24 protein-coding genes are annotated in these 21,538 nt (G+C 70.6%); 13 read left to right on the plus strand and 11 right to left on the minus strand.

The window, feature by feature from the left end; translation table 11 throughout:
* Positions 1 to 15: 15 nt before the first annotated feature.
* From bla to FJ091_01870, 8 genes are all read left to right on the plus strand, one after another.
* Positions 16 to 744 (plus strand): subclass B1 metallo-beta-lactamase, encoded by a 729-nt coding sequence (gene bla, locus FJ091_01835; GenBank protein MBM4382087.1) that lies wholly within the window; start codon positions 16 to 18, stop codon positions 742 to 744.
* 226 nt (positions 745 to 970) lie between these two features.
* The gene (locus tag FJ091_01840; GenBank protein MBM4382088.1) at positions 971 to 1,213 is read left to right on the plus strand and encodes a hypothetical protein; all 243 of its coding nucleotides are present in this window, start codon (positions 971 to 973) and stop codon (positions 1,211 to 1,213) included.
* Between the two features lie 157 nt (positions 1,214 to 1,370).
* A complete protein-coding gene (locus tag FJ091_01845; GenBank protein ID MBM4382089.1) occupies positions 1,371 to 2,207 on the plus strand; it encodes a cobalamin-binding protein in 837 nt (278 codons plus the stop codon).
* 83 nt (positions 2,208 to 2,290) lie between these two features.
* Positions 2,291 to 3,556 (plus strand): hypothetical protein, encoded by a 1,266-nt coding sequence (locus tag FJ091_01850; GenBank protein MBM4382090.1) that lies wholly within the window; start codon positions 2,291 to 2,293, stop codon positions 3,554 to 3,556.
* A 202-nt stretch (positions 3,557 to 3,758) separates the two neighbouring features.
* Positions 3,759 to 4,334 carry a type VI secretion system tube protein Hcp gene (locus tag FJ091_01855; GenBank protein MBM4382091.1) on the plus strand — a complete coding sequence of 192 codons (576 nt, stop codon included), beginning with the start codon at positions 3,759 to 3,761 and terminating at the stop codon, positions 4,332 to 4,334.
* Between the two features lie 86 nt (positions 4,335 to 4,420).
* Positions 4,421 to 4,870 (plus strand): GNAT family N-acetyltransferase, encoded by a 450-nt coding sequence (locus FJ091_01860; protein ID MBM4382092.1) that lies wholly within the window; start codon positions 4,421 to 4,423, stop codon positions 4,868 to 4,870.
* 31 nt (positions 4,871 to 4,901) lie between these two features.
* On the plus strand, positions 4,902 to 5,366 hold the full coding sequence (locus FJ091_01865) for a pyridoxamine 5'-phosphate oxidase family protein (protein MBM4382093.1): 465 nt from the start codon (positions 4,902 to 4,904) through the stop codon (positions 5,364 to 5,366).
* The gene (locus tag FJ091_01870; GenBank protein MBM4382094.1) at positions 5,366 to 5,737 is read left to right on the plus strand and encodes a cupin domain-containing protein; all 372 of its coding nucleotides are present in this window, start codon (positions 5,366 to 5,368) and stop codon (positions 5,735 to 5,737) included. Before FJ091_01865 ends, FJ091_01870 begins: the two co-directional genes overlap by 1 nt.
* A gap of 45 nt (positions 5,738 to 5,782) precedes the next feature.
* Here FJ091_01870 and FJ091_01875 read toward each other — a convergent pair whose 3' ends face one another.
* Positions 5,783 to 7,177, minus strand: coding sequence for a DEAD/DEAH box helicase (locus FJ091_01875; GenBank protein ID MBM4382095.1), 1,395 nt, complete (start codon positions 7,175 to 7,177; stop codon positions 5,783 to 5,785).
* A gap of 501 nt (positions 7,178 to 7,678) precedes the next feature.
* Positions 7,679 to 8,188, minus strand: coding sequence for a carboxymuconolactone decarboxylase family protein (locus tag FJ091_01880; GenBank protein MBM4382096.1), 510 nt, complete (start codon positions 8,186 to 8,188; stop codon positions 7,679 to 7,681).
* A 148-nt stretch (positions 8,189 to 8,336) separates the two neighbouring features.
* On the opposite strand from FJ091_01880, the gene FJ091_01885 reads away from it, so the two are divergent.
* The gene (locus tag FJ091_01885; protein ID MBM4382097.1) at positions 8,337 to 8,681 is read left to right on the plus strand and encodes a helix-turn-helix transcriptional regulator; all 345 of its coding nucleotides are present in this window, start codon (positions 8,337 to 8,339) and stop codon (positions 8,679 to 8,681) included.
* 12 nt (positions 8,682 to 8,693) lie between these two features.
* On the opposite strand, the gene FJ091_01890 is transcribed toward FJ091_01885, so the two are convergent.
* From FJ091_01890 to FJ091_01900, 3 genes are all read right to left on the minus strand, one after another.
* On the minus strand, positions 8,694 to 9,989 hold the full coding sequence (locus FJ091_01890) for an MFS transporter (GenBank protein MBM4382098.1): 1,296 nt from the start codon (positions 9,987 to 9,989) through the stop codon (positions 8,694 to 8,696).
* A 387-nt stretch (positions 9,990 to 10,376) separates the two neighbouring features.
* Positions 10,377 to 10,988 carry a glutathione S-transferase family protein gene (locus FJ091_01895; GenBank protein ID MBM4382099.1) on the minus strand — a complete coding sequence of 204 codons (612 nt, stop codon included), beginning with the start codon at positions 10,986 to 10,988 and terminating at the stop codon, positions 10,377 to 10,379.
* Positions 10,985 to 12,241: a histidine phosphatase family protein gene (locus FJ091_01900; GenBank protein ID MBM4382100.1), complete on the minus strand. Its 1,257-nt coding sequence runs from the start codon at positions 12,239 to 12,241 to the stop codon at positions 10,985 to 10,987. The genes FJ091_01895 and FJ091_01900 overlap by 4 nt, the downstream gene beginning before the upstream one ends.
* A 274-nt stretch (positions 12,242 to 12,515) precedes the next feature.
* Here FJ091_01900 and FJ091_01905 point away from each other — a divergent pair, with 274 nt between their 5' ends.
* Positions 12,516 to 13,739 carry a 6-phosphofructokinase gene (locus FJ091_01905; GenBank protein MBM4382101.1) on the plus strand — a complete coding sequence of 408 codons (1,224 nt, stop codon included), beginning with the start codon at positions 12,516 to 12,518 and terminating at the stop codon, positions 13,737 to 13,739.
* A gap of 13 nt (positions 13,740 to 13,752) precedes the next feature.
* Here FJ091_01905 and FJ091_01910 read toward each other — a convergent pair whose 3' ends face one another.
* Genes FJ091_01910 through FJ091_01920 form a run of 3 tightly spaced genes read right to left on the minus strand, consistent with a single transcriptional unit; the run spans position 13,753 to position 15,367 of the window.
* Positions 13,753 to 14,181 carry a GFA family protein gene (locus FJ091_01910; protein ID MBM4382102.1) on the minus strand — a complete coding sequence of 143 codons (429 nt, stop codon included), beginning with the start codon at positions 14,179 to 14,181 and terminating at the stop codon, positions 13,753 to 13,755.
* The gene (locus FJ091_01915) at positions 14,178 to 14,630 is read right to left on the minus strand and encodes a DUF4281 domain-containing protein (GenBank protein ID MBM4382103.1); all 453 of its coding nucleotides are present in this window, start codon (positions 14,628 to 14,630) and stop codon (positions 14,178 to 14,180) included. The genes FJ091_01910 and FJ091_01915 overlap by 4 nt, the downstream gene beginning before the upstream one ends.
* Positions 14,627 to 15,367, minus strand: coding sequence for a TonB family protein (locus tag FJ091_01920; protein ID MBM4382104.1), 741 nt, complete (start codon positions 15,365 to 15,367; stop codon positions 14,627 to 14,629). Before FJ091_01920 ends, FJ091_01915 begins: the two co-directional genes overlap by 4 nt.
* Positions 15,368 to 15,418: 51 nt before the next feature.
* Here FJ091_01920 and FJ091_01925 point away from each other — a divergent pair, with 51 nt between their 5' ends.
* On the plus strand, positions 15,419 to 16,273 hold the full coding sequence (locus FJ091_01925; protein ID MBM4382105.1) for a sugar phosphate isomerase/epimerase: 855 nt from the start codon (positions 15,419 to 15,421) through the stop codon (positions 16,271 to 16,273).
* 3 nt (positions 16,274 to 16,276) lie between these two features.
* Here the strand turns inward: FJ091_01925 and FJ091_01930 are convergent, their stop codons facing one another.
* On the minus strand, positions 16,277 to 16,828 hold the full coding sequence (locus FJ091_01930; protein ID MBM4382106.1) for a hypothetical protein: 552 nt from the start codon (positions 16,826 to 16,828) through the stop codon (positions 16,277 to 16,279).
* Positions 16,804 to 17,337: a hypothetical protein gene (locus tag FJ091_01935; GenBank protein MBM4382107.1), complete on the minus strand. Its 534-nt coding sequence runs from the start codon at positions 17,335 to 17,337 to the stop codon at positions 16,804 to 16,806. Before FJ091_01935 ends, FJ091_01930 begins: the two co-directional genes overlap by 25 nt.
* 79 nt (positions 17,338 to 17,416) lie before the next feature.
* Here FJ091_01935 and FJ091_01940 point away from each other — a divergent pair, with 79 nt between their 5' ends.
* Positions 17,417 to 18,628 carry a sugar phosphate isomerase/epimerase gene (locus FJ091_01940; protein ID MBM4382108.1) on the plus strand — a complete coding sequence of 404 codons (1,212 nt, stop codon included), beginning with the start codon at positions 17,417 to 17,419 and terminating at the stop codon, positions 18,626 to 18,628.
* Positions 18,629 to 18,769: 141 nt separating this feature from the next.
* Positions 18,770 to 19,699, plus strand: coding sequence for a hypothetical protein (locus FJ091_01945; protein MBM4382109.1), 930 nt, complete (start codon positions 18,770 to 18,772; stop codon positions 19,697 to 19,699).
* 13 nt (positions 19,700 to 19,712) lie between these two features.
* Here the strand turns inward: FJ091_01945 and FJ091_01950 are convergent, their stop codons facing one another.
* Positions 19,713 to 21,497, minus strand: coding sequence for a VWA domain-containing protein (locus tag FJ091_01950; protein MBM4382110.1), 1,785 nt, complete (start codon positions 21,495 to 21,497; stop codon positions 19,713 to 19,715).
* Positions 21,498 to 21,538 lie beyond the last annotated feature (41 nt).

Below are 21,538 nucleotides of genomic sequence, written 5' to 3' on the forward strand. Positions count from 1 at the left end.
GGGAGGCTGCGCGCGATGCGGAGCCTCCTCGTCTCGTGTCTGCTGCTCGCTGCATGTACGCCCGTGCCCGCGCCGGTCGACAACGCGCCCACGCTCGAGCCGCTCGCCGAGAACGTGTGGCTCCACGGCTCGCATCGCGACATCGCGCGCGTCGGGCTCGTGCTGTCGCACGGCCTCGTGATTCGCAGCGCGGAAGGCGTGCTGCTCGTCGACACCGCGTGGGACGACGCAGACACCGAGGAGATCCTCCGGCGCGTGCGCGCAGAGGTCGGTGCGAACGTCGACGCGGCGGTCGTCACGCACGCGCACGCAGACAAGATGGGCGGCATGGCGGCGCTCCGGCTCGCCGGCATTCGGAGCTTTGCGCATGTGCTCTCGAGCGAAGACGCACCCGCCCGCGGGCTCGAGCCGGCGAGCGACGCGCTGTTCGCGGATGGCGCCCGCGAGCGAGTCGTCATGGGCGCCGTCGTCTTTCATCCGGGCCCCGGCCACACGCGCGACAACCTCGTCGTGTACTTCGCGCCCGCGCGCGTGCTCTTCGGCGGCTGCCTGATTCGCCCGGGCGATTCGCGCGATCTCGGCAACACCGCGGACGGCGATGTCGCGCGCTGGGCCGACACGGTGCGAGCCGTCCGCGCGCGCTTCCCCGAGACGCGCATCGTGGTGCCGAGCCACGGCCCGCCCGGTGGCCCCGAGCTGCTCGATCACACGATCGCCCTCGCCGAGCGCGCCGCGCGGCGCTGAGCTCGGAATTTTTTCGCGCTCGCGTTCGCGTGTGACCGCGCCTGTCACAAGCGCCCTGTTTCATGTCCTTCGCAGCGTGAAGTCCCCCTGGCGCGCTGCCGCGGCGAGGCGCCCCCCGCCTCGCCGCGGGTCTCTCGAATCGCGTGACCGGCGGCGAGCCGTCGGCTTCGGAGGAGCGAGACCGAGCCCAACACCGGGCGGCGAGACCGGGTGGAAGGAGACGGAGATGATCGCGACGACGAACCGACGAACGCGAGCGAGTGCCCGTGTCCACACGCTGACGAGCGCGCTGCGAACGCTGACGCGCTGCCTCGTGTGCGGCTTCGCCGAAGTGCGCACGGACGAGGTGGTCGACCGCGGCGTGCTGCTGCTGAACGAGTGCCCGCGCTGCGACCACCGCTGGACCGAGCGCCCGGCGGCGCCCGTGGTGCGCGTGGTGCACGACATCGATCCGCCGCTCGCGGCGTAGCGAGGCGTGCGAGCCGAGGCGGAGCCGCGCGGAAATCGAGCAGCGCCGCCCGCGCGAGTGGAGCCTCGCGGCGCCCGCGCCTCGCGCGCGCGCTTCGCGTTCGCGCACGGCCCCCTACCGTGTGCGCGTGAACGACGAAGCCGCGAGCGAGTCCCCCATGCGCGGGCGCCCGAGTGCGCCGCCGCAGCGCATCGTGTCGCTCGTGCCGAGCCTCAGCGAGGCGCTGTTCGCGCTCGGGCTCGGCGAGCGCGTCGTGGGCGTGACCGAGTGGTGCGTGCATCCCGCCGAGGCGGTGGCGCGCGTGCCCAAGCTGGGCGGCACGAAGAATCCCGACCTCGATGCGATTCGGGCGCTCGCGCCGGACCTCGTCATCGCGAATCAGGAGGAGAACCGAAAGCGCGACGTCGAGCGGCTAGAAGCCGCGGGCATTCCCGTGTGGGTGACGTACCCGCGCACTGTGCGCGAGGGCGCGGAGCTGTTCGCCGAGATGGCGGAACTCGGCGCGGCCGCCGAGGTGCGCACTCGCGTCGTGGCGCCCGTGCTGGGGGCGGTTCAGGAGGCGGAGCAGGCGCTCGCCGAGCTGCGCGCTTCTGGCGCGAGGCCGGCGCGCGTGTTCTGTCCGATCTGGCGCGAGCCCTGGATGGCCGTGGGCGCGCCGACCTACGCGGACGATCTGATCACGCTGTGCGGCGGCGAAAACGTGTTCGGCGTGCGCGACGGGCCACGAGCACCTCGCGCCGCGGCCGAGCGCCGCTACCCGCGCGTCACGCTCGCCGAGATCGAAGCGGCGCAGCCCGACGTCGTGCTGCTCCCCGATGAGCCCTACGCCTTCGGCCCACCCGATGCAGCGGAGCTTTCGCGACTCGATGCGCCGTTCGCAGCTTCAGGGCGTATCCATTTGATCGACGGCACTTTTGTTTCTTGGTACGGTCCGCGAATTCTCCGTGCGATTGAGCTGTTACGTCGCCTCCTCCTCGGCGTAACAAGGGGGTGAGCTCGGTGCCGGTTGGGTTCCGGATTCGTCCGGTCTCGTTTGCGTTATCGGCCTTGGTCTCCGCGGCGCTCGCCTCGGCGGGCTTGGCGTCTGCGCTGAAGGACGTGCGCGTCGGGCCGAACCCCGACTACACGCGCGTCGTGATCGAAACGGACGCAAAGGCGTCCTACTCGCTCAACCAGGGCGACGGCGTGATCACGGTCGAGGTGCAGGCCAGCTCGACGCCGAGGTCGGTCGCCGCGAAGAGCCAGCAGCTCTCGTGGGTGCGCGTCGAGCCCGCCGGCGCGAGCAGCATCGTGAAGATCGAGCTCAAGCGCCCCGCGCGCGTGAAGCAGATGGTGCTCACCGGCCCGCATCGCATCGTGCTCGACGTGTACGCCGATGCGAGCGCCGTCGCGCAAACGCCAGCGCCAGCTCCCAAGCCCGCGCCCGCCATCGCGCCGAAGCCCAATCCGATCGCGACCGCGCCGGTGGCCGAGGAGAAGCGGCAGCCCTCGACTCCGCTCACTGCCGAAGACGCGCTGCTGCACGAGGAGGCGAACTCGCTGCTCGGTCCCGATCCCAGCGTGACGCCAAGCGATCAGATCGCGGCGGCCGAGGGCGCGCGGGACCCCAACGAAGTGAGCGACTCTGCGGCGACTGAGGCGGCGCCCGAGCCCGTCGCCGTGGCCGAGGAGAAGCCGAAGCTTCCGCCGATTCGCGTGGCCGCCAAGAAAGATCGCGGCCTCATGGACTGGCTGATGACGCCCTGGGTGCTCGGCCTGTTCGCCGTGGTCGCGCTCGGCCTCGCCGTGATCCTGATGCGGCGGCGCCCCACGAAGCAAGCCGCGGCCGAAGCCCCCGCGGAGGAAGAGCCGTCGGTCGGATCGCTGTTCTCGTCCGAAACACCCGCGGCCGCGGCCGCGGACGCGCCGGCGGCGGATGCGACGGAGGGCGCCTTCGCGATCGGCTCGAGCGAGCCGGCGCCCTCGCCGCAGGCCGCGGACGAAGGCGCGAGCGCCTTCGACTTCGAGTCGCCGGATGCCGCGGAGCCCGAGAAGCCCGAGGAAGGCCCGGCGCAGGGCGCGATGGTTTCGACGATCGGCGCCGTTACCTCGACCGCTGCATTCCAGTCTTCGCCGACCGCCACCGGAGGACTCAACTTGGCCGAGCTCGACCGCCGCCTCGCTCTTCTCGAGCAGCGCCTCGAAGAGGTGATCGACGCCAAGGATCGCCTCGAGCGCCAGGTCTCGGCGCAGACCGAGGAGCTGCGCGTGCAGCGCGCGGCGATCGCGCGCACGCAGCGCGTGCTGCGCACCGTCGTTCGGCCCGAGGACGATCAGCCGAGCGAGCCGGTGCTGAAGAGCTGAGGCGCGCGCGCAAACGCGGCTCACACAGCGGCAACTCGCGCCCGAAGTGAAGCGCGGCCGCGCCCGGCCAATGTGCACCTCAGCTTTGACTCGGATTGCCTCGCTCGCGCTGAATCCTTCCTGCGCGCGAGCCGTCGTCAGCGCACGGCCGCGTTCGGCCGAAGCGCACGCATCGCCGCATCAAGCGGCCAAGGAGATCGCGATGAAACGAATGCTGCTCGCTTCGCTCGGCTTGTTGTGGCTCGCCGCCGGATCCGCACAGGGGGCGGACTACTTTCTGAAGATCGAAGGCATCGAGGGAGAGAGCATCGGCTCGCAGGGCCAGGACGGGGTGAGCGTCGCGAGCTGGTCGCTCGGCGCGAGCAATCCCACGAGCGTGGGCAGCAGCGGGATGAGCCAGGGCCGCATGGCGGCAGCGCCCGCCGCGGCCGAGCCGGCGCAGGGCAGCAGCGGCACCGCCACCGTGGTGAAGAAGTACGACAAGGCCTCGCCGCTGCTCGCGAAGAAGTGCGCGCAGGGTGAGCACATCAAGAGCGCACAGCTGACGCGCTGCCAGGACGGGCAGTGCCGCGTCGCCGAGCTCGAGAACGTGATGGTCAGCTCCTACTCCGTGACCCACGACGGCGGGCAGGCGACCGAGAGCGTCACGCTTCGGTACCACCGCTGGCGCTGGGCGGACGCTGCGATGAGCGAGAGCACGACGCTTCGCGAAAGTCCCACGCGTCAGTCGCTGAAGGGCGGCGGGGCCTCGGTCGGGAAGCCGAACCCGGGCAAGTGATCGCGCCGCTCGCGAGCGCGCGCCTCGATCTCGTCGCGCTGAGCGCCGAGTTTCACTAGGCGTCGCTCGCGGGTGATCGCGCGCGCATGGAGGCGCTGCTCGGCGCGCGCGTGCCCGCAGATTGGCCGCAGCAGAGCTACGTGGCGCACTGGCTGCGCCTCCTGCGCGATGACGCCTCGCTCGGACGCTGGCTCGCGCGCGCGCTCGTACTGCGCGACGAGCGCCGCATGATCGGCCACGCGGGATTTCACAGCGCGCCCGCACCCGAGTACCTGCGCGAGTTTCTGCCCGGCGCGATCGAGCTCGGTTACACGGTCTTCGCCCGCGACCGCCGCTGCGGCTACGCGCGCGAAGCCGTCCTCGCGCTGATGGCGTTCGCGCGTAGCGAGCATCCTGCTCTGACAGGCTTCGTCGCTTCGATCGCGCCGACCAACGCGCCTTCGCTCGCTCTGATCCGCGGCCTCGGCTTCGAGAAGGTCGGCGAGCACGACGATCCCGAGGACGGAGTCGAGCACGTCTACGCGCTGCGCGTGTAGGCTCGGCTCCTCACAACTCGAGGAGCCGCTCATGCCCGCTTCCTGGAACGACATCGCCAAGACCTTCGACGAGCGCGTGCGCCGCATCGTGTGGTGCACCGTGACCACGATCGACACGAAGGGCCGCCCGTTCTCGCGCGTCCTTCACCCCGTGTGGGAAGGCGCGACCGGCTGGATCGCGACGGGTCGCCAGACGCTGAAGACGAAACATCTCGCCGGCAACACGAACGTCGCGCTGAGTTATTGGGACCCGCAGCACGACACGGTGATCATCCAAGCCACGGCGCAGTGGCAGGACGACGACGCCACGAAGCGACGCATCTGGGACCTGATCAAGAACGCGCCCGCGCCGATCGGTTACGACCCGGCGATGTTCTGGCGCGGAGGCGTCACGGACCCCACGTACGGCGTGCTGAAGATCACGCCGTACCGCGTGGACTTGTTGGGCGCTCAAGAGATGATGGCGGGGAAGGGCAGCACCGTGTGGAAGGCGTGATGCGCAAGCATGCGACACGTCGCGTTCCGCAGAAGCGCGGCGGCGCGGTCGCGTTCGGCGCGGCGCGCATCGGCGTCGCGCGCTCGTGGCCGCCCCACTGGGAGATGCATCCCGCCGGCGAGGAGCTGCTGCACGTGCTCGCCGGTCGCGTCGATGTAGAGCTGCTCGTGGGTCGGCGCGTTCGCTGCGTTGCGCTACGCGCTGGCGAGTTCGCGGTCGTCCCTCGCGCCACCTGGCATCGACCGCTCGCGCGCGGTCGCGTCGAGATGTTGCACGTGACGCTCGGCGCCGGCACCGAGGCCACGTTCGAGGACACGCCTCCGCCGCTCGCGGAGAAGCCGCGAGCGAAGGCGACGCGCAGGCGTACGTAGAGCCCATCTCTGGGCTCTCGCTCGCGGGCGCGCCCGCCTGAGTTGTCAGTGCCCGGGCCGACGCGACTGTGTGAACACTCTGCGCGGGCGGCGGCCGCTGCCGACGCGGTGGGGGCGCACTTGCTCGGGGCGCAGCGCGTCGGGGCTGGCGCCGTGGTGCGCTTGATCCCCGTGCGCTTGCGGGCGGGCGCCGTGGGAGCGCGGGGCGTGCGAGCGATTGCCGCGTGAGTCGCGGTTCGCGCGCTCTCTCGCGCGCTGCTCGCGAATCTTCGCGATGCGGTCGGCGTGCGACACCTCGAGCTTCGCTTCGGGCTTTGCGCCGTAGTCGAAGCCGTCGAGCTCGACGCGCGGCACGTTGGCGCGCAGCACGCGCTCGATGCGCACGAAGTCGCCGCGCTCCTGCGGCGAGATCAGCGTGATCGCTTCGCCCGTCGCCTGCGCGCGGCCTGTGCGGCCGACGCGATGCACGTAGTCCTCGGCGAGGTTCGGCACGTCGAAGTTCACGACGTGCGAGAGCGAGTCGATGTCGATGCCGCGCGCGGCGATGTCGGTGGCCACGAGCACGCGGTACCTGCCGCGCTTGAAGCCATCGAGCGCCTGCTGGCGCTGGTTCTGCGAGCGGTTCCCGTGAATGCGCTCGGCCTTGACGCCGTGGCGCGCGAGCCACGTCGCGAGCCGGTCGGCGCGGTGCTTGGTGCGCGTGAACACGAGCGCCTCGCGAACCTCGCCGCGCGCGAGCAGCTCCGCGAGGAGCGGCGCCTTGAGCTCGCCCGGCACCGGGTACGCCTTCTGCGTCACGGTCTCGGCCGGGCGCGCGCGGCGGCCGATCTGGATCTCGGCGGGCTCCCGTAACAACTCGCGCGTCAGCTCCTCGATCTCGCGCGGCATCGTCGCGCTGAAGAACAGAGTCTGCTTGCGCGGGGGGAGGTGGCGCAGGATGCGCTTCACGTCGGGCAGAAAGCCCATGTCGAGCATGCGGTCGGCTTCGTCGAGCACGAGCACTTCGAGCGCGGGCAGCTTCGCGTACGGGTACGAGAAGTGATCGAGCAGGCGGCCCGGCGTCGCGACGATCACGTCGGAGCCGCGCACGAACGCGTCGCGCTGCGGGCCCATGCCGACGCCGCCGTAGACCGCGGCGCCGCGCAGGCCCGAGCGGCCCGCGAGGTCGCGCAGGTCGTCGGCGATCTGCTGCGCGAGCTCGCGCGTGGGCGAGAGCACGAGCGCGCGCGTGGCGCCGCGCGGCTTCGCGAGCAGGCGGTGCAGGATCGGCAGCAGGAACGCCGCAGTCTTGCCGCTGCCCGTCTCGGCGCAGGCGAGCACGTCGCGGCCTTCGACCGCGGGCGGAATCGCGGCGGCCTGAATCGGCGTCGGCGCTTCGAAGCCGAGCGCCGCGACGTTCGCGAGCAGGGTGGGATTCAAAGAGAGATCGGAGAAAGACAAGTGAGTTTCCTTCGGCGCGCGCGTGGCCGTGTCCCGGGCGCACTGCGCCGGAGATCAGGCCGCGCGAAGTGCGCGCCTCGTGTAGTGGGACTCCGTCACTGCTGCGGGCCGTGTGCCCGGGCAGCGGAGCCTGGCGCTTGTGTTGCGAACCGCTGAAGCGCCAAGGCCAACGGGACGGAGCGGCATGAGAGAAGCCGGACAGGCCGCACTGTAACGAGGGATCGGCGATGCGCGAGCCAGCCTGAAGCGCGAAGTGCATGGAGGGCGTGCGAGCGGCGGATCGCTCACGCGCCTCGCCGCGCCAGTTCCTCGAGGAACACGCTGAAGAACAGGGCGTAGCTGAGCACGCCGAACGCGAAGATGGAGATGCGGCGGGTCATGGGAACCTCACAGGTGTTAGGGCTGCGTGATGCAGCAGGGCGAACCTATGAGGACTTCGGACGCGAGCCTTTACCGAGAGTTGACCAGTTCCTTACCGAAGCGTGAGCGGTCTGGAGTAGGTCACGATGCCGCCAACGGCGTGTACTCGGAGAAGCGCGGCGCGAAGGCCTCCAGCGGCACGCGCGCGCCGCGGGCCGCGAAGCTGATCGCGTGGTACCAGCCGCACAGCAGGAGCAGATCGAGGATCTGAGCGGGCTGATGGCTGGCTGCGAGAGACTTCCAACGCTCGTCGTCGAGGTCCGCAGAGTCGTGGAGCGCGTCACAAGCCGAGACCAACGCACGCTCGGACTCGCTCCAGCACGGGTCGGAGGGGGTGCCGTGGGTGAGCGAACGCAGCTGCTCCCGCGTCAGCGCCGCGCGCTCGGCGAAGTACGCGACGTGAACGCCCCACTCATACTCGCAGCCACAGCGGGCGCACGTGCGCAGGATCGCGATCTCTCGCTCCCTGAGGCTCAGTGCGAGGCGCTTCGAGAGCTCGTAGCTGCCCCAGCCGCTCATCGCGTCGGTCATCGCGGGGTTGCGCGCGAAGGTGCGGAACAGGGCGATCGGGGCGATTCCCGGCGGCATCATTCGGGCGAGTCGCGCCGCCGTCTCGGGCGTGAACGGAGGCTCCAGGGGAGGAATGCGTGTCACGGGGGGTCTTCTTAGAGGGGTGCTTCGGAAACCGAAGCATTCGCCAGGCTAGTGTTTCGGAATTCGAAGCACCAGTGGAGCGCCCATGGCGAAACGCAAGATCCCTCTGCCTGGCCGTGCGGTGCGCGGCTCCACCAGCGGACGCCCCGTGATGGCGGCGCTCGACCTGCTCGGAAGGCGCTGGGCGCTGCGCGTGCTCTGGGAGCTCGCGCGTGATCCGCGCGGGTTTCGCGCGCTGCAGGCGGACTGCGGTGACGTCTCCTCGAGCGTGCTGCGCGAGCGGCTGCTCGAGCTGGTCGACGCGAAGGTGGTCGCGCAGGACGCCGACGGGAGCTACCGGCTCACGCCACTCGGCGACGAGCTCGGCACCGCGCTCGCTCCGCTCGACGGCTGGGCGCGCCGCTGGGCGACCGCCCTCGCGCGACGCTGACGGGCGGCTGGCTCAATCCCGCGTGGCGGCGCCCGCGGTGCGCCGATCCCACAGCCAGATCACGCCGAACACGGCGATCAGCACGGCGGGCAGCAGCGCGAGCGTCTCGAACGAGGTCTGCGCGGCGGCGCGCTCGATCGCGGCGCGCTGCGCTTCGCCGAGTGCGGCGAGCGCGTCGGCGCTGCCCGCAAGCGCGAGGCGCTCGCGGTCGAAGATGGCGCCGAGGCGCGGCAGCACGAGCTCGATCGCGAGCGCGCCGGCGACCGCCATGCCGCCAATCGCGAGCTCGCCGCCGCGCGGATATCGCTCGGCCGCGGTCGCGAGCATAGTCGGCCACATGAAGCACACGCCGAGGCCCCAGATCGTGGCGGCGGCAAGACCTGTCAGGGGGGAGTCGGCGCGCGGCAGCAGGAAGAGCCCGAGCGTAGCGAGCACGGCGGAGCCCCACAGCATTCCCACGTTCGAGAGGCGGTGCGCGATCGGGCCCGCGAAGTGGCGCAGCACGAACATCATCCCGCTCACGTAGATCAAGAGCCAAATGCCGCGCATGCCGACCGTGCGCGTGAGCGTGAGGTCGATCCACTGGCCCGGCGCGAGCTCGCTCGACGCGGTGAGGAACATGCACGCGAGCCACACGAAGTACATCGGGCGGCGCAACAACTCGCGGAACATCTCCGCCCACGCGACGCCAGCGGCTGCGCGCGCGGGGCGCGGGAACGCGACGCCGAGGCAGAGCGCGATCGTCGCGAGCGCGGGCACGAAGGTCGCTGCGAGCTGCGTCTGCCACGCGAGAGAGAGGTGGCCCGACGCGACGCCGACGAGGCCGCCCACGATGATGCCGGCGGGCCACCAGGCGTGGAGCACGTTGAGGCGCGCGGTGGCGTCCTGCGGATAGAGCGTCGCCGTGAGCGGATTGATCGACGCCTCCATGAAGCCCCAGCCGAGGCCGCACAGCAGGAAGCCCGCCCACAGCACCTGATAAGTCGCGCCGCCCGTCGCGACCGCCGGCGCGGCGATCGCCACCGCGGTGCCCGCGCTGAAGAGCGCGCCGGCGAGCACGAGCGCGCGGCCCATGCCGATGCGCTCGAGGAACACGGTCGCGAGCGCGAGCGTGGCGGCGAAGCCGAGCGACGCGGTGCCGAGCAGCGCGCCAGCGCGCTCGCCGGAATGAAGCGGATCGAGCGCGCGCAGGATCTCGCCCTCGATGCCGCTGATCGCCGCGGCGCGCAGCGAGAAGGAGAGGCCCGCGGTGAAGAGCGCGAGCGAGGAGGCGACGAAGATGCGGCGAGCGTGCGGTGCGTTTGTCATGGCGGCGCAGTGTCTCATGGAAACTCGCCTGAGGACTTGGTTGCAGTTCGCGGCGTCCGCGCCTTGCGGGGGGCCGGGGGCTGCTGCGCGGGATGGCTCGCTCGGGGCTTGCCGGTTGAAGGTGACGTCCGGGCGGCCGGCCGCGATGCACTGACTGTTCCCACTCACATTCTCGCGCCCCTCGCTGCGCTTGATTCCCGCTCCGCAGCCCCCGGCCCCCCGCAAGGCGCTCCTCGGGGGGATCTGGTCGCACTCGCGACAGAGAGGCGGGCGGCGGCGATCGCGGCTTTGAGCCGCTCCGCCGCCGCTGCGCGACTTGGGTGACGTCGCGTGCTTCAAGGAGTGGTCGAAGCGTTGGCGCCAGCGCCGGCGTGCGGAGGCGACTTGTTACGCGGTCCGGAACTCGCACTTCGCCCAAGCGGGGCGCAGGCGCATGCGCGCGAGGTAGGCGCTCACGTTCGGGTAGGGCGCGAGGTCGAAGGCCGAGAGCGAGAGCGCGTCGAGCACGGGCGCGTAACAACAGTCGACGAGCGAGAATTCGGCGCCGTTCACGAACGCGTGCTTGCCGAGCTGCACTTCCACGAGCCCGAGCGGCGCCGCGATCTCCTCGGCGCCGCGCGCGCGGTCTGCCTCGCTCACGGGAATCTTCACCTGCGGCGCGACGAAGTCGTTGAACCAGAGGTTGCCGACGTTCTCCGAGAGGTGGCGCGCTTCGAGGAAGAGCCAGCGGAGCGCGGCTGCTTTGCCCGCGGCGTCCGCGGGCCAAAGCCGCCGCTCGCGCTCGCCGAGGTAGGCGAGCATCGCGTTCGACTCGGTCAGCACCATCGCGCCGTCCTCGAGCACGGGAACTTTCGCGTGCGGATTCAGGCGCACGAAGTCGGGGTGACGCTGCTGGCCGCGGAACAAGTCGACCGCGACGAGGTCGTGCGCGAGCCCGAGTTCGTGCAGCGCGAGGCGAACCTTCTGCGGGTTGAACGACCAGAACCAGTAGAGCTTCATGGCAACTCCTTCGCGTCGCGCCCGAAGCGCGGCTCGAGCGGCGTGCGCTCTTCGAGGCAACCGTAAGCCGTGGGCGTGAGCTTGATGACGGTGTGCAGCGGCATCTCGAGGTGCGGCACGTCCGCACGCGGCAGCTGCTGGAAGTAGGCGTAGAGCGCGCGCAGCACGGCGCGGTGCGCGATCACGAGCACGGGCGTGCGGTAGCGCTCGAGCTCGATGATCACGCGGTCGAGGCGCTGGATCACATCCTGATAACTCTCGCCGCGCGGGTAGCGGTAGGCGAGCTTGTCGCGGCGGCGCGCGGCGAACTCCTGCGGCAGCGAGTGCTCGATCTCGGCGTAGGTCATGCCGTCGCACTCGCCCGCGTTGATCTCGTCGAGCGCGCGCCACTCGCCCGGATCGATGCCGAGCGCCGCCGCGGTCTGCTTCGTGCGCTGCAGCGTGCTCGTCCACACGTCGAGGTCGCTCGCTGCGCCGAAGTGCCCGCGCACGTGCGCCGCGAGGTTGTGCGCGTACTCGAGCCCGCGCGAAGAGAGCGGCGCGTCGCCGCCGATTCGCCCGAGCACGTTCCACTCGCTCTCGCCGTGGCGCGTGATCCACACCTGCCGCTTCGTCACCTGCAGGTTCGTCAGGAAGAACACGATGCGGCCCTGTACGTAGCCGTAGACCTCGTGGATCACGATCTGGCGCCCGCGGTCGACGTGGCGCACGAACGCGCCTTCATCTTCGCCGAGCGGCTCGTACACGCTCGCGTAGTGCGCGATGCGCGCGCGAAAGTCGCTGAGCGCGTCAGCCTCGGTCGCGCGCGCGTAGTCCGGGGAGCCGAGCTTCGCCTCGCGCAGGTTCGCCTCGATCACTTCGAGCTCGTTGTTGATCAGCTCGACGAAGAGCAGATCGCGATCCTCGGCTTCCGCGCGTGCACGGATCATCTCGCGCTGGCTGCGCGTCGTGTTGGTCGCGTCGTAGATCGCGACGCGCCCGGGGCCGCGCAGGTAGGCGAGCGCGTCGTCGAGAACGGCCTCCGCGAGCGCTCGGCGCTGCGCGACGGCGTCCTTGTTGTTGGGGTCGAAGAACTCGTGGCTCTGCCCCGGCCCGAGCTGCGTGCGCCTCCGCGCGCCGACGTTGAACACCTCGGTCGGGTAACCGAGCCACGAGAGGTATCCCGCGAGCTTGCGCGCGGTGAACGACTTGCCGCGCGCGGGAAGCCCAACCATCGCGATGAGATGCTTTCGGCCTCGTCTCGGGCGTGCCATCGGGGTGCCTCACAGCGGCGCGGTGCTTCGCGCTCGCCGGTGGCTTTCCGACGGCCGAAACCATCTCATCGCGATCTTCCTGGTTGACTCCGCATCGGGCTCGAAGACTCGCCCGCTGCTGCGCGCTGCGCTTGCCGCCGCGGCCGACCGGCTCGAGTGGAGAGTTCGACTTCGAGGTCGTTCTGATAGCGAGGCGGCGCGGTGGTTCGCGAGGTGTGCGTGGGAGTTTCTCTGGTGCGCCGTTACTCATCGAACGCGTAGAACGGAGGTGGCGATGGCGACTCTGGCGATTCTCGTGGGTGGGGGGCCGGCGCCCGGGATCAATGGCGTGATCGGCGCGGCGACGATTCTGGCGCGGCGGCGGCGGGCGCGTGTGCTCGGGATTCCGAACGGGTTCGAGCCGCTGATTCGCGGCGAGCTCGATTCGGTGCGCGAGCTGCACATCGACGACGTGTCGCGCATCCACTTGCTCGGAGGTTCGGTGCTCGGAACTTCGCGCGTGAGCCCGCTCGAGCCGGACGGGGTGCTCGGCCGCACGATCGACTCGCTCGCGCGACTCGGCGTCGACCACCTCCTCACGATCGGCGGCGACGGCACGGCGCACGTCGCGCGCAAAGTGTCGGACGCGCCTCTCGCGCGCTTCACGCTCGCGCACGTGCCCAAGACGATCGACAACGATCTGCCGCTTCCACCCGGAGTGCCCACGTTCGGCTACGAGACCGCGCGTGGCGAAGGCGCGCGCGTGATCGGTCACCTGCTCGAAGACGGGCGCACGAGCTCGCGCTGGTACGTCGTCGTCATGATGGGGCGAAGCTCCGGCCACCTCGCTCTCGGCGCCGCGAAGGCCGCTGGCGCGACGCTCACGATTCTTCCCGAGGAGCTGCGCGGGCGCGCCGTGCACCTCGGCGACGTCGCGCGCATCGTCGAGGGCGCGATGCTGAAGCGCCTCGCGATGAAGCGCTCGCACGGTGTCGCGGTGATCGCTGAGGGCGTCGCGGAGCTGCTGCCCGAGTCGGACTTTCCGGACGGAATTCCTCGCGACAAACAGGGGCGGCCGCGCTTCTCGGAGTTGCCGTTCGGCGATCTCGTCGCGAAACGCGCGCAGGCTGGCCTGCGCGAGCTCGGCATCGATCTCTCGGTGATCGACAAGGACGTCGGTTACGAGCTGCGCTGTGCGGAACCCAACGCGTTCGACGTCGCCTACACGCGCGATCTCGGCGCGGGAGCCGCCGAGTCGCTGCTCGACGGCGCCCATCGCGTGATGATCACACGCGACAACGACGCGATCGTGCGCGTGCCGTTCGCCGACATGCTCGACGCCGAGACCGGTAGGACGCGCGTACGCTCCGTCGACGTCGCGGGGCGCACCTACGCCACCTCACGCTTGCTTCAGGTGCGGCTCGAGCCTGCGGACCTCGAGCCGGGCTCGCTCTGCGACGCGATCTGCGCGCTCGCGAAGCGCAGCGCGGACGAGCTGCGCGCCCGCTACTTCGGCTAGGCGCCGCCAGCACTCACTTCGTCGGCTCGAGCCCCGTCGCCCCGCCGAGCTTCGGCAGCGCGTCGCCGATCCTCGTCCACTCCGCGCGGTCGTCGTAGAAGACGTGCAGCTGCGGCTCGCGGTCGATCGGGCCTAACAGATTCGCCACGGGGATGTCGACGCGATCATGGTGTGCGGTGTTCTCGCAGAACAGCGAGGTGCCGCAGCGCGCGCAGAACGTGCGCGAGCCATGCTCCGACGACGCGTAGCGTGTGAGCGCTTCGGCTCCCGAGTCGAGCGAGAGCTGTGCTGGCGGAACGGCCGTCCAGGTGACGTACGCGGCGCCGTGGTTGCGCCGGCACATCGTGCAGTGGCAGTGCGCGCAGAAGAGCGTGGGCAGCGTGATCGTGAAGCGCACGGCGCCGCACAGGCACGCTCCGGAAACTCGCTTCGCGCCGCTCATGCGACTTCTCCGAGCGAAGCGCTGCGAGCGCGCATCCAGCGGAAGCCGAGGTAGAGCAGCAGACCCATCGGGCCTGCCATCAGCGTGAGGAAGAGGCACGGCACGAGCTGCCAGTGCGGCACGCCGCGCCGCTGCGCGTCGCGCGCTTCCCACGCGCCGACGAAGAGGTCGAAGCACAGGTAGTGCACCCAGCCGACGAGCAGCGTGCGTGGATTCGCGAACGCCGCGGAGATCGCCGCGAGGCTTCCCATGCCGCCCTCGCTCTCGGGGACGGCGCTGAACGCGCCCGCCGCGAGGAAGCCGATCGTGTAGACCGCGCCTAACAACACGGGGTAGAGCAGCGAGTGCACGAGGCGCTGCGTCCATACCCAGCGCGGCGCCACGGCGAGCAGCAGCCACGCGGGCATGACGGAGGCGTTGGCGAGCGTGAAGAGCTGCTCGTCGCTCATTGCGCGGCTCCGCTCGCGGGCTTCGCTTCGTCCCCACTTCCATCGAGATCGAAGCGCAGCGAGATCTGCTGATTCTCCGCGGCTTGCCCCGGCTCGTACGTCCAGCTCGTCACGGCGTAGAGCGCCACCGCGTCGAACACGAGCGGCGGCGTCGACTCGATCACGCGAGCGTTCCCGATCGTGCCGTCCTCGCGCACGTCGAAGCGCAGCTTCACGCGGCCGTCGATGTTCGCGGCCTCGGCGTGCGGCGGGTACGCGGGCTGCGGGCGGCTCACCGGAGTGGGCTTCGGGCCGGCATAATCACCCAGCGGCGGCAGCTCCGCCGCGTCGATCTGGCGCACGTGCATGATCGCGGCGGAAGCCGCGAACGTGTCCTGGTGGTTCGTGATGATCGCTTCGTACAGCTCGCGCGCCTTCTCCCTCGACTCGCGCTCCACGCAGTTCGCGAGCAGCAGATCGCGCAGCGGCTTCTGCTCCGCGCCGTCACAGTCTTTGCAGAAGTCGAGGCGACGCCGCGCGGCGGCGCAGCCGCTCTCTGCGTAGTCGCGCGTTGCTGCGGCGATCTCGCTGAGATCGCCCGAGTCTGCGAGCGGAGCGGCCTCGGCTGCGGGCGTCGCCTCGGCGTTCTCCGCGGGCGCCTCGGCCGCGGCGGCGGGCTTTTCCTCCTCTTTGCCGCATGCCGCGAGGGCGAGGCTGACGACAACGAACGAGGTCACGGCCAGAGATCGAGCGGTCACGCTTTTCTCCTACACGAAGCGAGAGATTGACGCGCGGTAGCATCGTTCGCCGTGCGCGTTGGAATCAATCTTCTGCTCTGGACCGACGACCCGACGAACGAGCGGTTCCTGCCGCTCTACGAGCGCCTCGCGCGCATGGGCTACGACGGCCTCGAGCTGCCGATCTTCGGGGGCGAGCCCGAACGCTTCCGCATGCTCGGCGCGCGCCTCGCGGATCTCGGCCTCGCGCGCACCGCGACGGCGGTGTGCCCGCCCGAGACGGATCCCATTCACCCCGACGTCGCGGTGCGGCGTGCCGCGGTGGCGCACCTCTCACGCGCGATCGACTGCTGCGAGGCGGCCGGCGCCGACTTGCTCGGCGGTCCGCTGTATGCGGCGATCGGGAAGTTCTCAGGCAAGCCGCCGACCGACAGCGAGTGGGAGACGAGCGTGGACGTGATGCAGCACGCCGCCGACTACGCCGCGCGCGCCCGCGTGACGCTCGTGTTCGAGTTCCTGAACCGCTTCGAGATCTATCTGCTCAACGACACCGCGCAGACCGCGCGCTACGCGCGCTGCGTCGCGCGGCCGAACGTTGGCGTTCACTACGACACCTTCCACGCGCACATCGAGGAGAAGGAGCCGGCGCTCGCGATCGAGAACGCCGGCGCCGCGATCCGTCACGTGCACGTCTCCGAGAACGACCGCAGCACGCCGGGTCGCGGCCAGGTGCGCTGGGCCGAGACCTTCTCCGCGCTGAAGCGCGTGGGCTACGACGGCTGGCTCACGCTCGAAGCGTTCGGCGCCGCGATCCCGTCGCTCGCCGCGGCGACGCGCATCTGGCGGCGCATGTTCGTGGACGAAGAGGTGCTCGCGCGCGAAGGCCTCGCGTTCACGCGACGCGCGTGGGAGGCGACGGGGCGCTGACGCTCAGATGTCCGCGCGGTTCCACGCGCCGCGCACGCGCAGCTTGTACTGCACTGCGCCGCTTCCGCTTGCGCTCGTGCCCTGGCCCACCGCATGAGCTCGCATCTTCGCGAACGTCTCGCGCTTGTTGATCTTGAGCACGCTGCGCACTCTCAACGAGCTGATCGCGACCGCCTCGTCGCACAGGTCCGAGGCCTCGCTCTCGAGCGCAGTCTCGAATGCGGCGAGGCTCGCGGAGTCGAGCGTGAGGCTCAGCACGGGGCGACTGAGCGCGGTCGCGGTGCCGGTGAGGGTGGTGGTGCCGTCGTTGGCCGACCACGCACCCGCTTGATTGAGCGTCACCGCCAGCGTCACGGGACTCGCGGTTCGACCGCAGCCCCGCACGCCCAGGCGCTCGCCACCACTCAGCGTGCCGATGCCTTGAGCGCCAGTTTGTGCGTTTGCTGCGCCCGCGGTCGCGAGCAGCGCGGTCAAGATCCAGAGCTTCGCGTTCAGCTTCTTGATCGTGATCTCCTCGACTTGCGAAGATGTTATAGCGAAAGGGCTTCGAGCCACTTACCGCGAGCGCGCACCCGATAGGTCGCGCGGCTCGACTCGCCGTCCGCACTCGTGGCGCGCGCGCTCGCGAACAACACGAGGCGCGCTTGCTCGCGGCTCTTGCTGATCTTCAGCGCTCCGCCGGCGCGCAGACCGGCCAGGTCGATCGCCTCACCGCAGATTTCCGACGCCTCCGCTTCCAGCGCGGCTTCGAGTGCGCCGAGGCTCTGGTCGTCGAGCGAGAGCCGCACGGCGCGGGGCCCCCCGCGCGAGAGACCACTCAGCGGCGCGGGCGTCCCTGTCAGCGACCAGGCGCCGTCCTCGGGGCAGGGCAGGATCGACGCGATGCAGACGAGCGGCTGAATCTCGAAGTCGAGCGTGAGCGCGCCGCCGCTGCGACCACAGCTCGTCACGCGTAGGCGCTCGGCGCCGCTCAGCTGCGCTTTGCCGTAGGGGGCCTCCGCGAGCGCGGAGCCCGCGAGTGCAAGCGCAAAGACCGGTGCGAGCAAACGAAACAGGTTCCTCATGAGATGGCTCCTTGGATGTGCGCCTGCCTCTCACGCAAACCCGTACTCTGGGACTCGGTTGCGCGAGGAGCTCAAGCCGATGCCGACGATTCGCCCGTTCGCCCCTAAGCACATGCCGGTCGGTGTCCTCACCGCCGCGCTGCAGGAGCTGACGCCGCGCGCGAAGCGCGACGCAGACCCGGATCTCGCGATCGAGGAATGGCTCGATTACGCGCGCAGAATGGGCGCGGACTGCATCCAGCTTTCCGCCGCGCTGCATCCGAGCGAAGCCGACGTACCGGCCGAGGCGATGCTCGACCCCGTCGCGAACACGCTCGACCTGCGCGCGCCGTTCTCGCAGCAGCGTGCGCAGCGCGTGCTCGCGGCCGTGCGCGCCACCGGCGTCGCGATCGCGGACGTGGGTTACTTCGACGACATGCTGCACGCCGACGCGGCGCTGCGCGCCAAGAAGCACGCCTTCATGCTGCGCGCGATGGACGCCGCGGTGCTGTTAGGGGCGCCAGCAGTGTGCGGCTTCGTGGGACGCAACCAGTCGCTCACGCTCGAGCAGAACCTCGCGGACTTCGAGCGTTCGTTCGTGCCGCTGCTGCGCGAGGCCAAAGCGCGCGGGCTCCAGTACCGCATCGAGCAGTGCCCGATGCCCGGCTGGACCGCGGGCGACAACTTCCACAACAACCTCGCCTACACGCCGGGCGCCTGGATCGCGCTGCACCGGATCTGCGAGAAGCACGGCGTGGGCGACCAGCTGCGCATCCACTACGACCCGTCGCACGCGATCTTGTTGGGGCAGGACACGCGCTCGCTGTTCCAGTACCTGCGCGACGAAGGCTACGGCTTCCTGATCGCGGGCTTCCACGTGAAGGGCCAGGTGATCGACGCGCGGGGTCTCGCGGCGTGGGGCTACCACGGGCAGACGCTCGAGCGCGGCGCGCATCCCGCCGCGGCGTGGAAGAAGCAGAGCGTGTTCAGCGAGCACGAGTTGCCCGGCACCGCGAAGCACGATCCGCTCGCGTACTTGCAGAACCGCAGCGTCGACTGGCTCGATCACCAGCTCGCCGCACGCGAGCTGCTCCCGCTCGATCCCGCCACGACGCCGCTGATCGTCGAGCACGAGTACGGCCCCGCGCGCGTGCAGGACCCCGAAGCGCTGCTGCCGATCCTCGCCGGCTCGCTCGCCTTCACGCGCGCGACCGACCGCGCCGCCGCGGCGATGTTCGCGCTGCAGCGCGAGGTGCTCGCGGCGCAGGGAATTCCCGCGCAGGGGAGGGGGCGGGAGCCGTTTCGCAGCTGAACGGGAGCGCGCTCGTGCGATGCTGGTCCCATGCGACGGATTGCGGCGGCCGCCGGAGTCGTTGGGACGTTGCTCGCAGGCTGTGAGCCTGAGGACGCGCCGCCAGCGCCAGCCCGGAACGCAGCCGAGTCGCACGACACGGTGCCGGAGTCACCGCTCGCGCAGGTGGCGCCCGACCGCGCTCCGCGCTTCGAGCCGCCACGCTTCGAAGCGCCCCAGTTCGAGGCGCCGAGCGCGACGCCGGATCTCGATGCGCGCGCGCGTGTGATTCGCGCCGAGACGTTGCCCGCGCCGTTCGCCGCGCTGCAGCGCACCGCAGAGGCGAAGGGCCCGAGCATCTGGCTGCTCTCGCAGCCCGAGACGGGGCAGAGCTACGCGCAGTTTCTCGCGGCGCAGGCGCAGCTGCCGGGTCGCACGATCTACCTAACAACCGCGGGGGAGCTCGATCCGGGACAAGCGGCGCTCGCACGCGACGTCACGCGCCTCACGCGCGCCTGGTTCCAGATGCGCGTGGAGCAGGCGCCCGCGCTTCCCGCTGAAGTCGCGAGCGTGAAGTCGCGCGAGCACCAGCTCGGCACGCAGTGGCTCACGCACACGATCATGGACGCGCTCGCGAAGCGGAAGCCGCAGGATGCCGTCGCGTTCATGGCGCTCACGCAGACCGACCTCTACCCCGCGCCCGACTGGAACTTCCTGTTCGGGCAAGCGCGCTACGGCTCGCGCGTCGGCGTCACGAGCACGGCGCGCATGGGCGACGCCGCGAGTGAACGCACGCTCGCGCTGCGACGCACGTTCGCGATCTCGTCGCACGAGATCGGACACATGTTCGGCATCAAGCACTGCATCGCGTGGGAGTGCGCGATGAACGGCATGATGAACCTCGTCGAGCTCGACATGCGTCCACTCGAGCCGTGCCCCTCGTGCCTCGCGAAGCTGCATCACGCGATCGGCTTCGACCCGCAGCGCCGCTGGCGCGAGCTCGCGCGCCTGTACGCAGAGCTCGGCCTCGGCGAGGAGGCGCTCGCGGTGACGATGCTGGCGCGGCAGGCGAAGGACAGCGGGATCGAGTGAGTAGGCCGGCGACTCAGCCCTCGCGCACGAGGCGGAGGACCACGTTTGCGCGCTCGTGCCGCAGCCTCAGCTTCCCGTCGCTCGCGAGCCAGTACTCGAACATGAGCGACGACTCGTCGAAGTAGACCTGCTCGTTCGTCGACGAGTAGGTCTCCACTTCGAGCTCCTCGCCGCTCTTCGCGAACACGCGGAGATCGCCGTGGGGCGAGAACTCGACGACCTGCCCGCGCCGAAGGCTCGTGACGCCGCGCCCTCCCGTGTGCTCGATGCGCCAGCGTCCCCACAGCTTTGCGAACGGCGGCGCGGCGCCTTCCACGCCGTGCCCCGACAGCACCGAGAGCTGCGCATCGAGCGCGGCCACGAGCTCGCGCTCGGGCGCGAGGCCCGGGTGTGCGTAGCGCTCGAGGCGGCCGCGGAGCGCGCGCACGAGCTGGTACGCCGTCTCTTGGTCGTTCTCGATGTAGTGCGCCGAGGTTGCCCTGTGCAGCACGGTGAATTCGTCGATCAGCGTGTGGCCGAGCGCGAGGCCGTCGCTCGGCTCCGACGCGAAGCCCAGCTCGGCGGCATCCGTCTCGGGCTCGTTCGCTCCGAGCGGCAAGTAGCTCAGCGCGACGCGCGCGATCGCATCGCCGTCGCGCCAACGCTCGGGCAGAAAGGCGTGCCCTGAATCCGGCGCCAGCGTGAAGAAGATGCCGCCGCCCTTCGTGTCGAGAAACACGCTCGGCAGCTCGAGCACGATCTCCCGCTCGTTCTGCCAGCCGAGCAGCTCGCCCGGCACGCCATACACCGCCGAGATCTTCGCGCCGGCCGCGGGCGTGATCGTGAGGCGCAGGTCGTGGGCGAGCTCGCTCACGAGCGTGTCGAAGCGCTCGCCGAACACCTCGGCGGCATCCGCCTCGTCGCGCAGGAAGAAGAGGTTGCCACCGCGCACGCTCGAGATGCGCGTCGCGAGCTGCGCGCCGAAGTGCACGCCCACGCCGATGGTCGTTAGGCCGACGCCGTCGCGCGACGCCGCCTCGGCCATTCCCATGAAGCTCGCGGCATCCGTGGAGCCCACGTTCGGGCGCTCGTCCGTGAACAGGATCAAGCGCGTGCGCCCGCGAAAGCCCGGCGCCGTTTCGCGCGCGAGCGCGTAACCCGTGCGCAGGCCGTCCTCCATGAACGTCGAGCCCGCGCTCCGAATCGCGCCGATCGAGCGGTGGATCTCGGCGCGCGATCGGTCGCTCACCGGCGTGGGCGCGAGATGCACGTGGGAAGTCTCGCCGTAGAGCACGATCGCGAGCTGGTCGCCGGGGCGGAGCGCGCCGAGCATCCGGCGCAGGCTCTCGCGCACGAGCTCCAGCGGCGCGCCGTCCATCGAGCCGGACTTGTCGACCACCGCGATCACGTTCACCGGATCGCGCCGCCAGCCGCTCTGCTCGAGCCGTGTCGTGAAGCCGATGCCGGCGAGCGCGCGCGCCGCAGGCGCCGCGATCAGATCGGCCGGCATCGCTTCGCCGGTGAGGCACAGCAGCTGCGCGCATGAGCGCGCCGCGGGCAGGACGAGGTCGTGGGCGCCCAACAAGCCTTCCGCCGTGAGCGTGTTCGGGTGCGGGATGCGCGACGACGCGACCTCGCCGCGGAAGTGGTTCGCGTCCTGCGCGCCGCCGGGGCTCACGCGCATCGACGTGACGACGATCTCCTCCACGCCGGCGTCTTGTTCTTCTTCCTCACCGCCGATGACACCGCTCTGAGCGGACGCAGAAGCCGCGAGCATCGATGCGAACAGCCACGAAGCGAGACGATGCGTGAGCGCCATGGCGAAGTCTCCTGAGCACGAGGTGTGTGCGCAGACATCGC

The sequence above is a fragment of the Deltaproteobacteria bacterium genome (genome assembly GCA_016875395.1).
Taxonomy (GTDB): domain Bacteria; phylum Myxococcota_A; class UBA9160; order UBA9160; family UBA6930; genus VGRF01.

Excerpts from the sequence above, each read along its gene's own strand:
- bla (MBM4382087.1), top strand. The coding sequence starts at position 16 with ATGCGGAGCCTCCTCGTCTCGTGTCTGCTGCTCGCTGCATGTACGCCC.
- FJ091_01840 (MBM4382088.1), top strand. The coding sequence starts at position 971 with ATGATCGCGACGACGAACCGACGAACGCGAGCGAGTGCCCGTGTCCAC.
- FJ091_01845 (MBM4382089.1), top strand. The coding sequence starts at position 1,371 with ATGCGCGGGCGCCCGAGTGCGCCGCCGCAGCGCATCGTGTCGCTCGTG.
- FJ091_01855 (MBM4382091.1), top strand. The coding sequence starts at position 3,759 with ATGAAACGAATGCTGCTCGCTTCGCTCGGCTTGTTGTGGCTCGCCGCC.
- FJ091_01860 (MBM4382092.1), top strand. The coding sequence starts at position 4,421 with ATGGAGGCGCTGCTCGGCGCGCGCGTGCCCGCAGATTGGCCGCAGCAG.
- FJ091_01865 (MBM4382093.1), top strand. The coding sequence starts at position 4,902 with ATGCCCGCTTCCTGGAACGACATCGCCAAGACCTTCGACGAGCGCGTG.
- FJ091_01870 (MBM4382094.1), top strand. The coding sequence starts at position 5,366 with ATGCGCAAGCATGCGACACGTCGCGTTCCGCAGAAGCGCGGCGGCGCG.
- FJ091_01880 (MBM4382096.1), bottom strand. The coding sequence starts at position 8,188 with ATGATGCCGCCGGGAATCGCCCCGATCGCCCTGTTCCGCACCTTCGCG.
- FJ091_01885 (MBM4382097.1), top strand. The coding sequence starts at position 8,337 with ATGGCGAAACGCAAGATCCCTCTGCCTGGCCGTGCGGTGCGCGGCTCC.
- FJ091_01890 (MBM4382098.1), bottom strand. The coding sequence starts at position 9,989 with ATGACAAACGCACCGCACGCTCGCCGCATCTTCGTCGCCTCCTCGCTC.
- FJ091_01895 (MBM4382099.1), bottom strand. The coding sequence starts at position 10,988 with ATGAAGCTCTACTGGTTCTGGTCGTTCAACCCGCAGAAGGTTCGCCTC.
- FJ091_01900 (MBM4382100.1), bottom strand. The coding sequence starts at position 12,241 with ATGGCACGCCCGAGACGAGGCCGAAAGCATCTCATCGCGATGGTTGGG.
- FJ091_01905 (MBM4382101.1), top strand. The coding sequence starts at position 12,516 with ATGGCGACTCTGGCGATTCTCGTGGGTGGGGGGCCGGCGCCCGGGATC.
- FJ091_01910 (MBM4382102.1), bottom strand. The coding sequence starts at position 14,181 with ATGAGCGGCGCGAAGCGAGTTTCCGGAGCGTGCCTGTGCGGCGCCGTG.
- FJ091_01915 (MBM4382103.1), bottom strand. The coding sequence starts at position 14,630 with ATGAGCGACGAGCAGCTCTTCACGCTCGCCAACGCCTCCGTCATGCCC.
- FJ091_01935 (MBM4382107.1), bottom strand. The coding sequence starts at position 17,337 with ATGAGGAACCTGTTTCGTTTGCTCGCACCGGTCTTTGCGCTTGCACTC.
- FJ091_01940 (MBM4382108.1), top strand. The coding sequence starts at position 17,417 with ATGCCGACGATTCGCCCGTTCGCCCCTAAGCACATGCCGGTCGGTGTC.
- FJ091_01950 (MBM4382110.1), bottom strand. The coding sequence starts at position 21,497 with ATGGCGCTCACGCATCGTCTCGCTTCGTGGCTGTTCGCATCGATGCTC.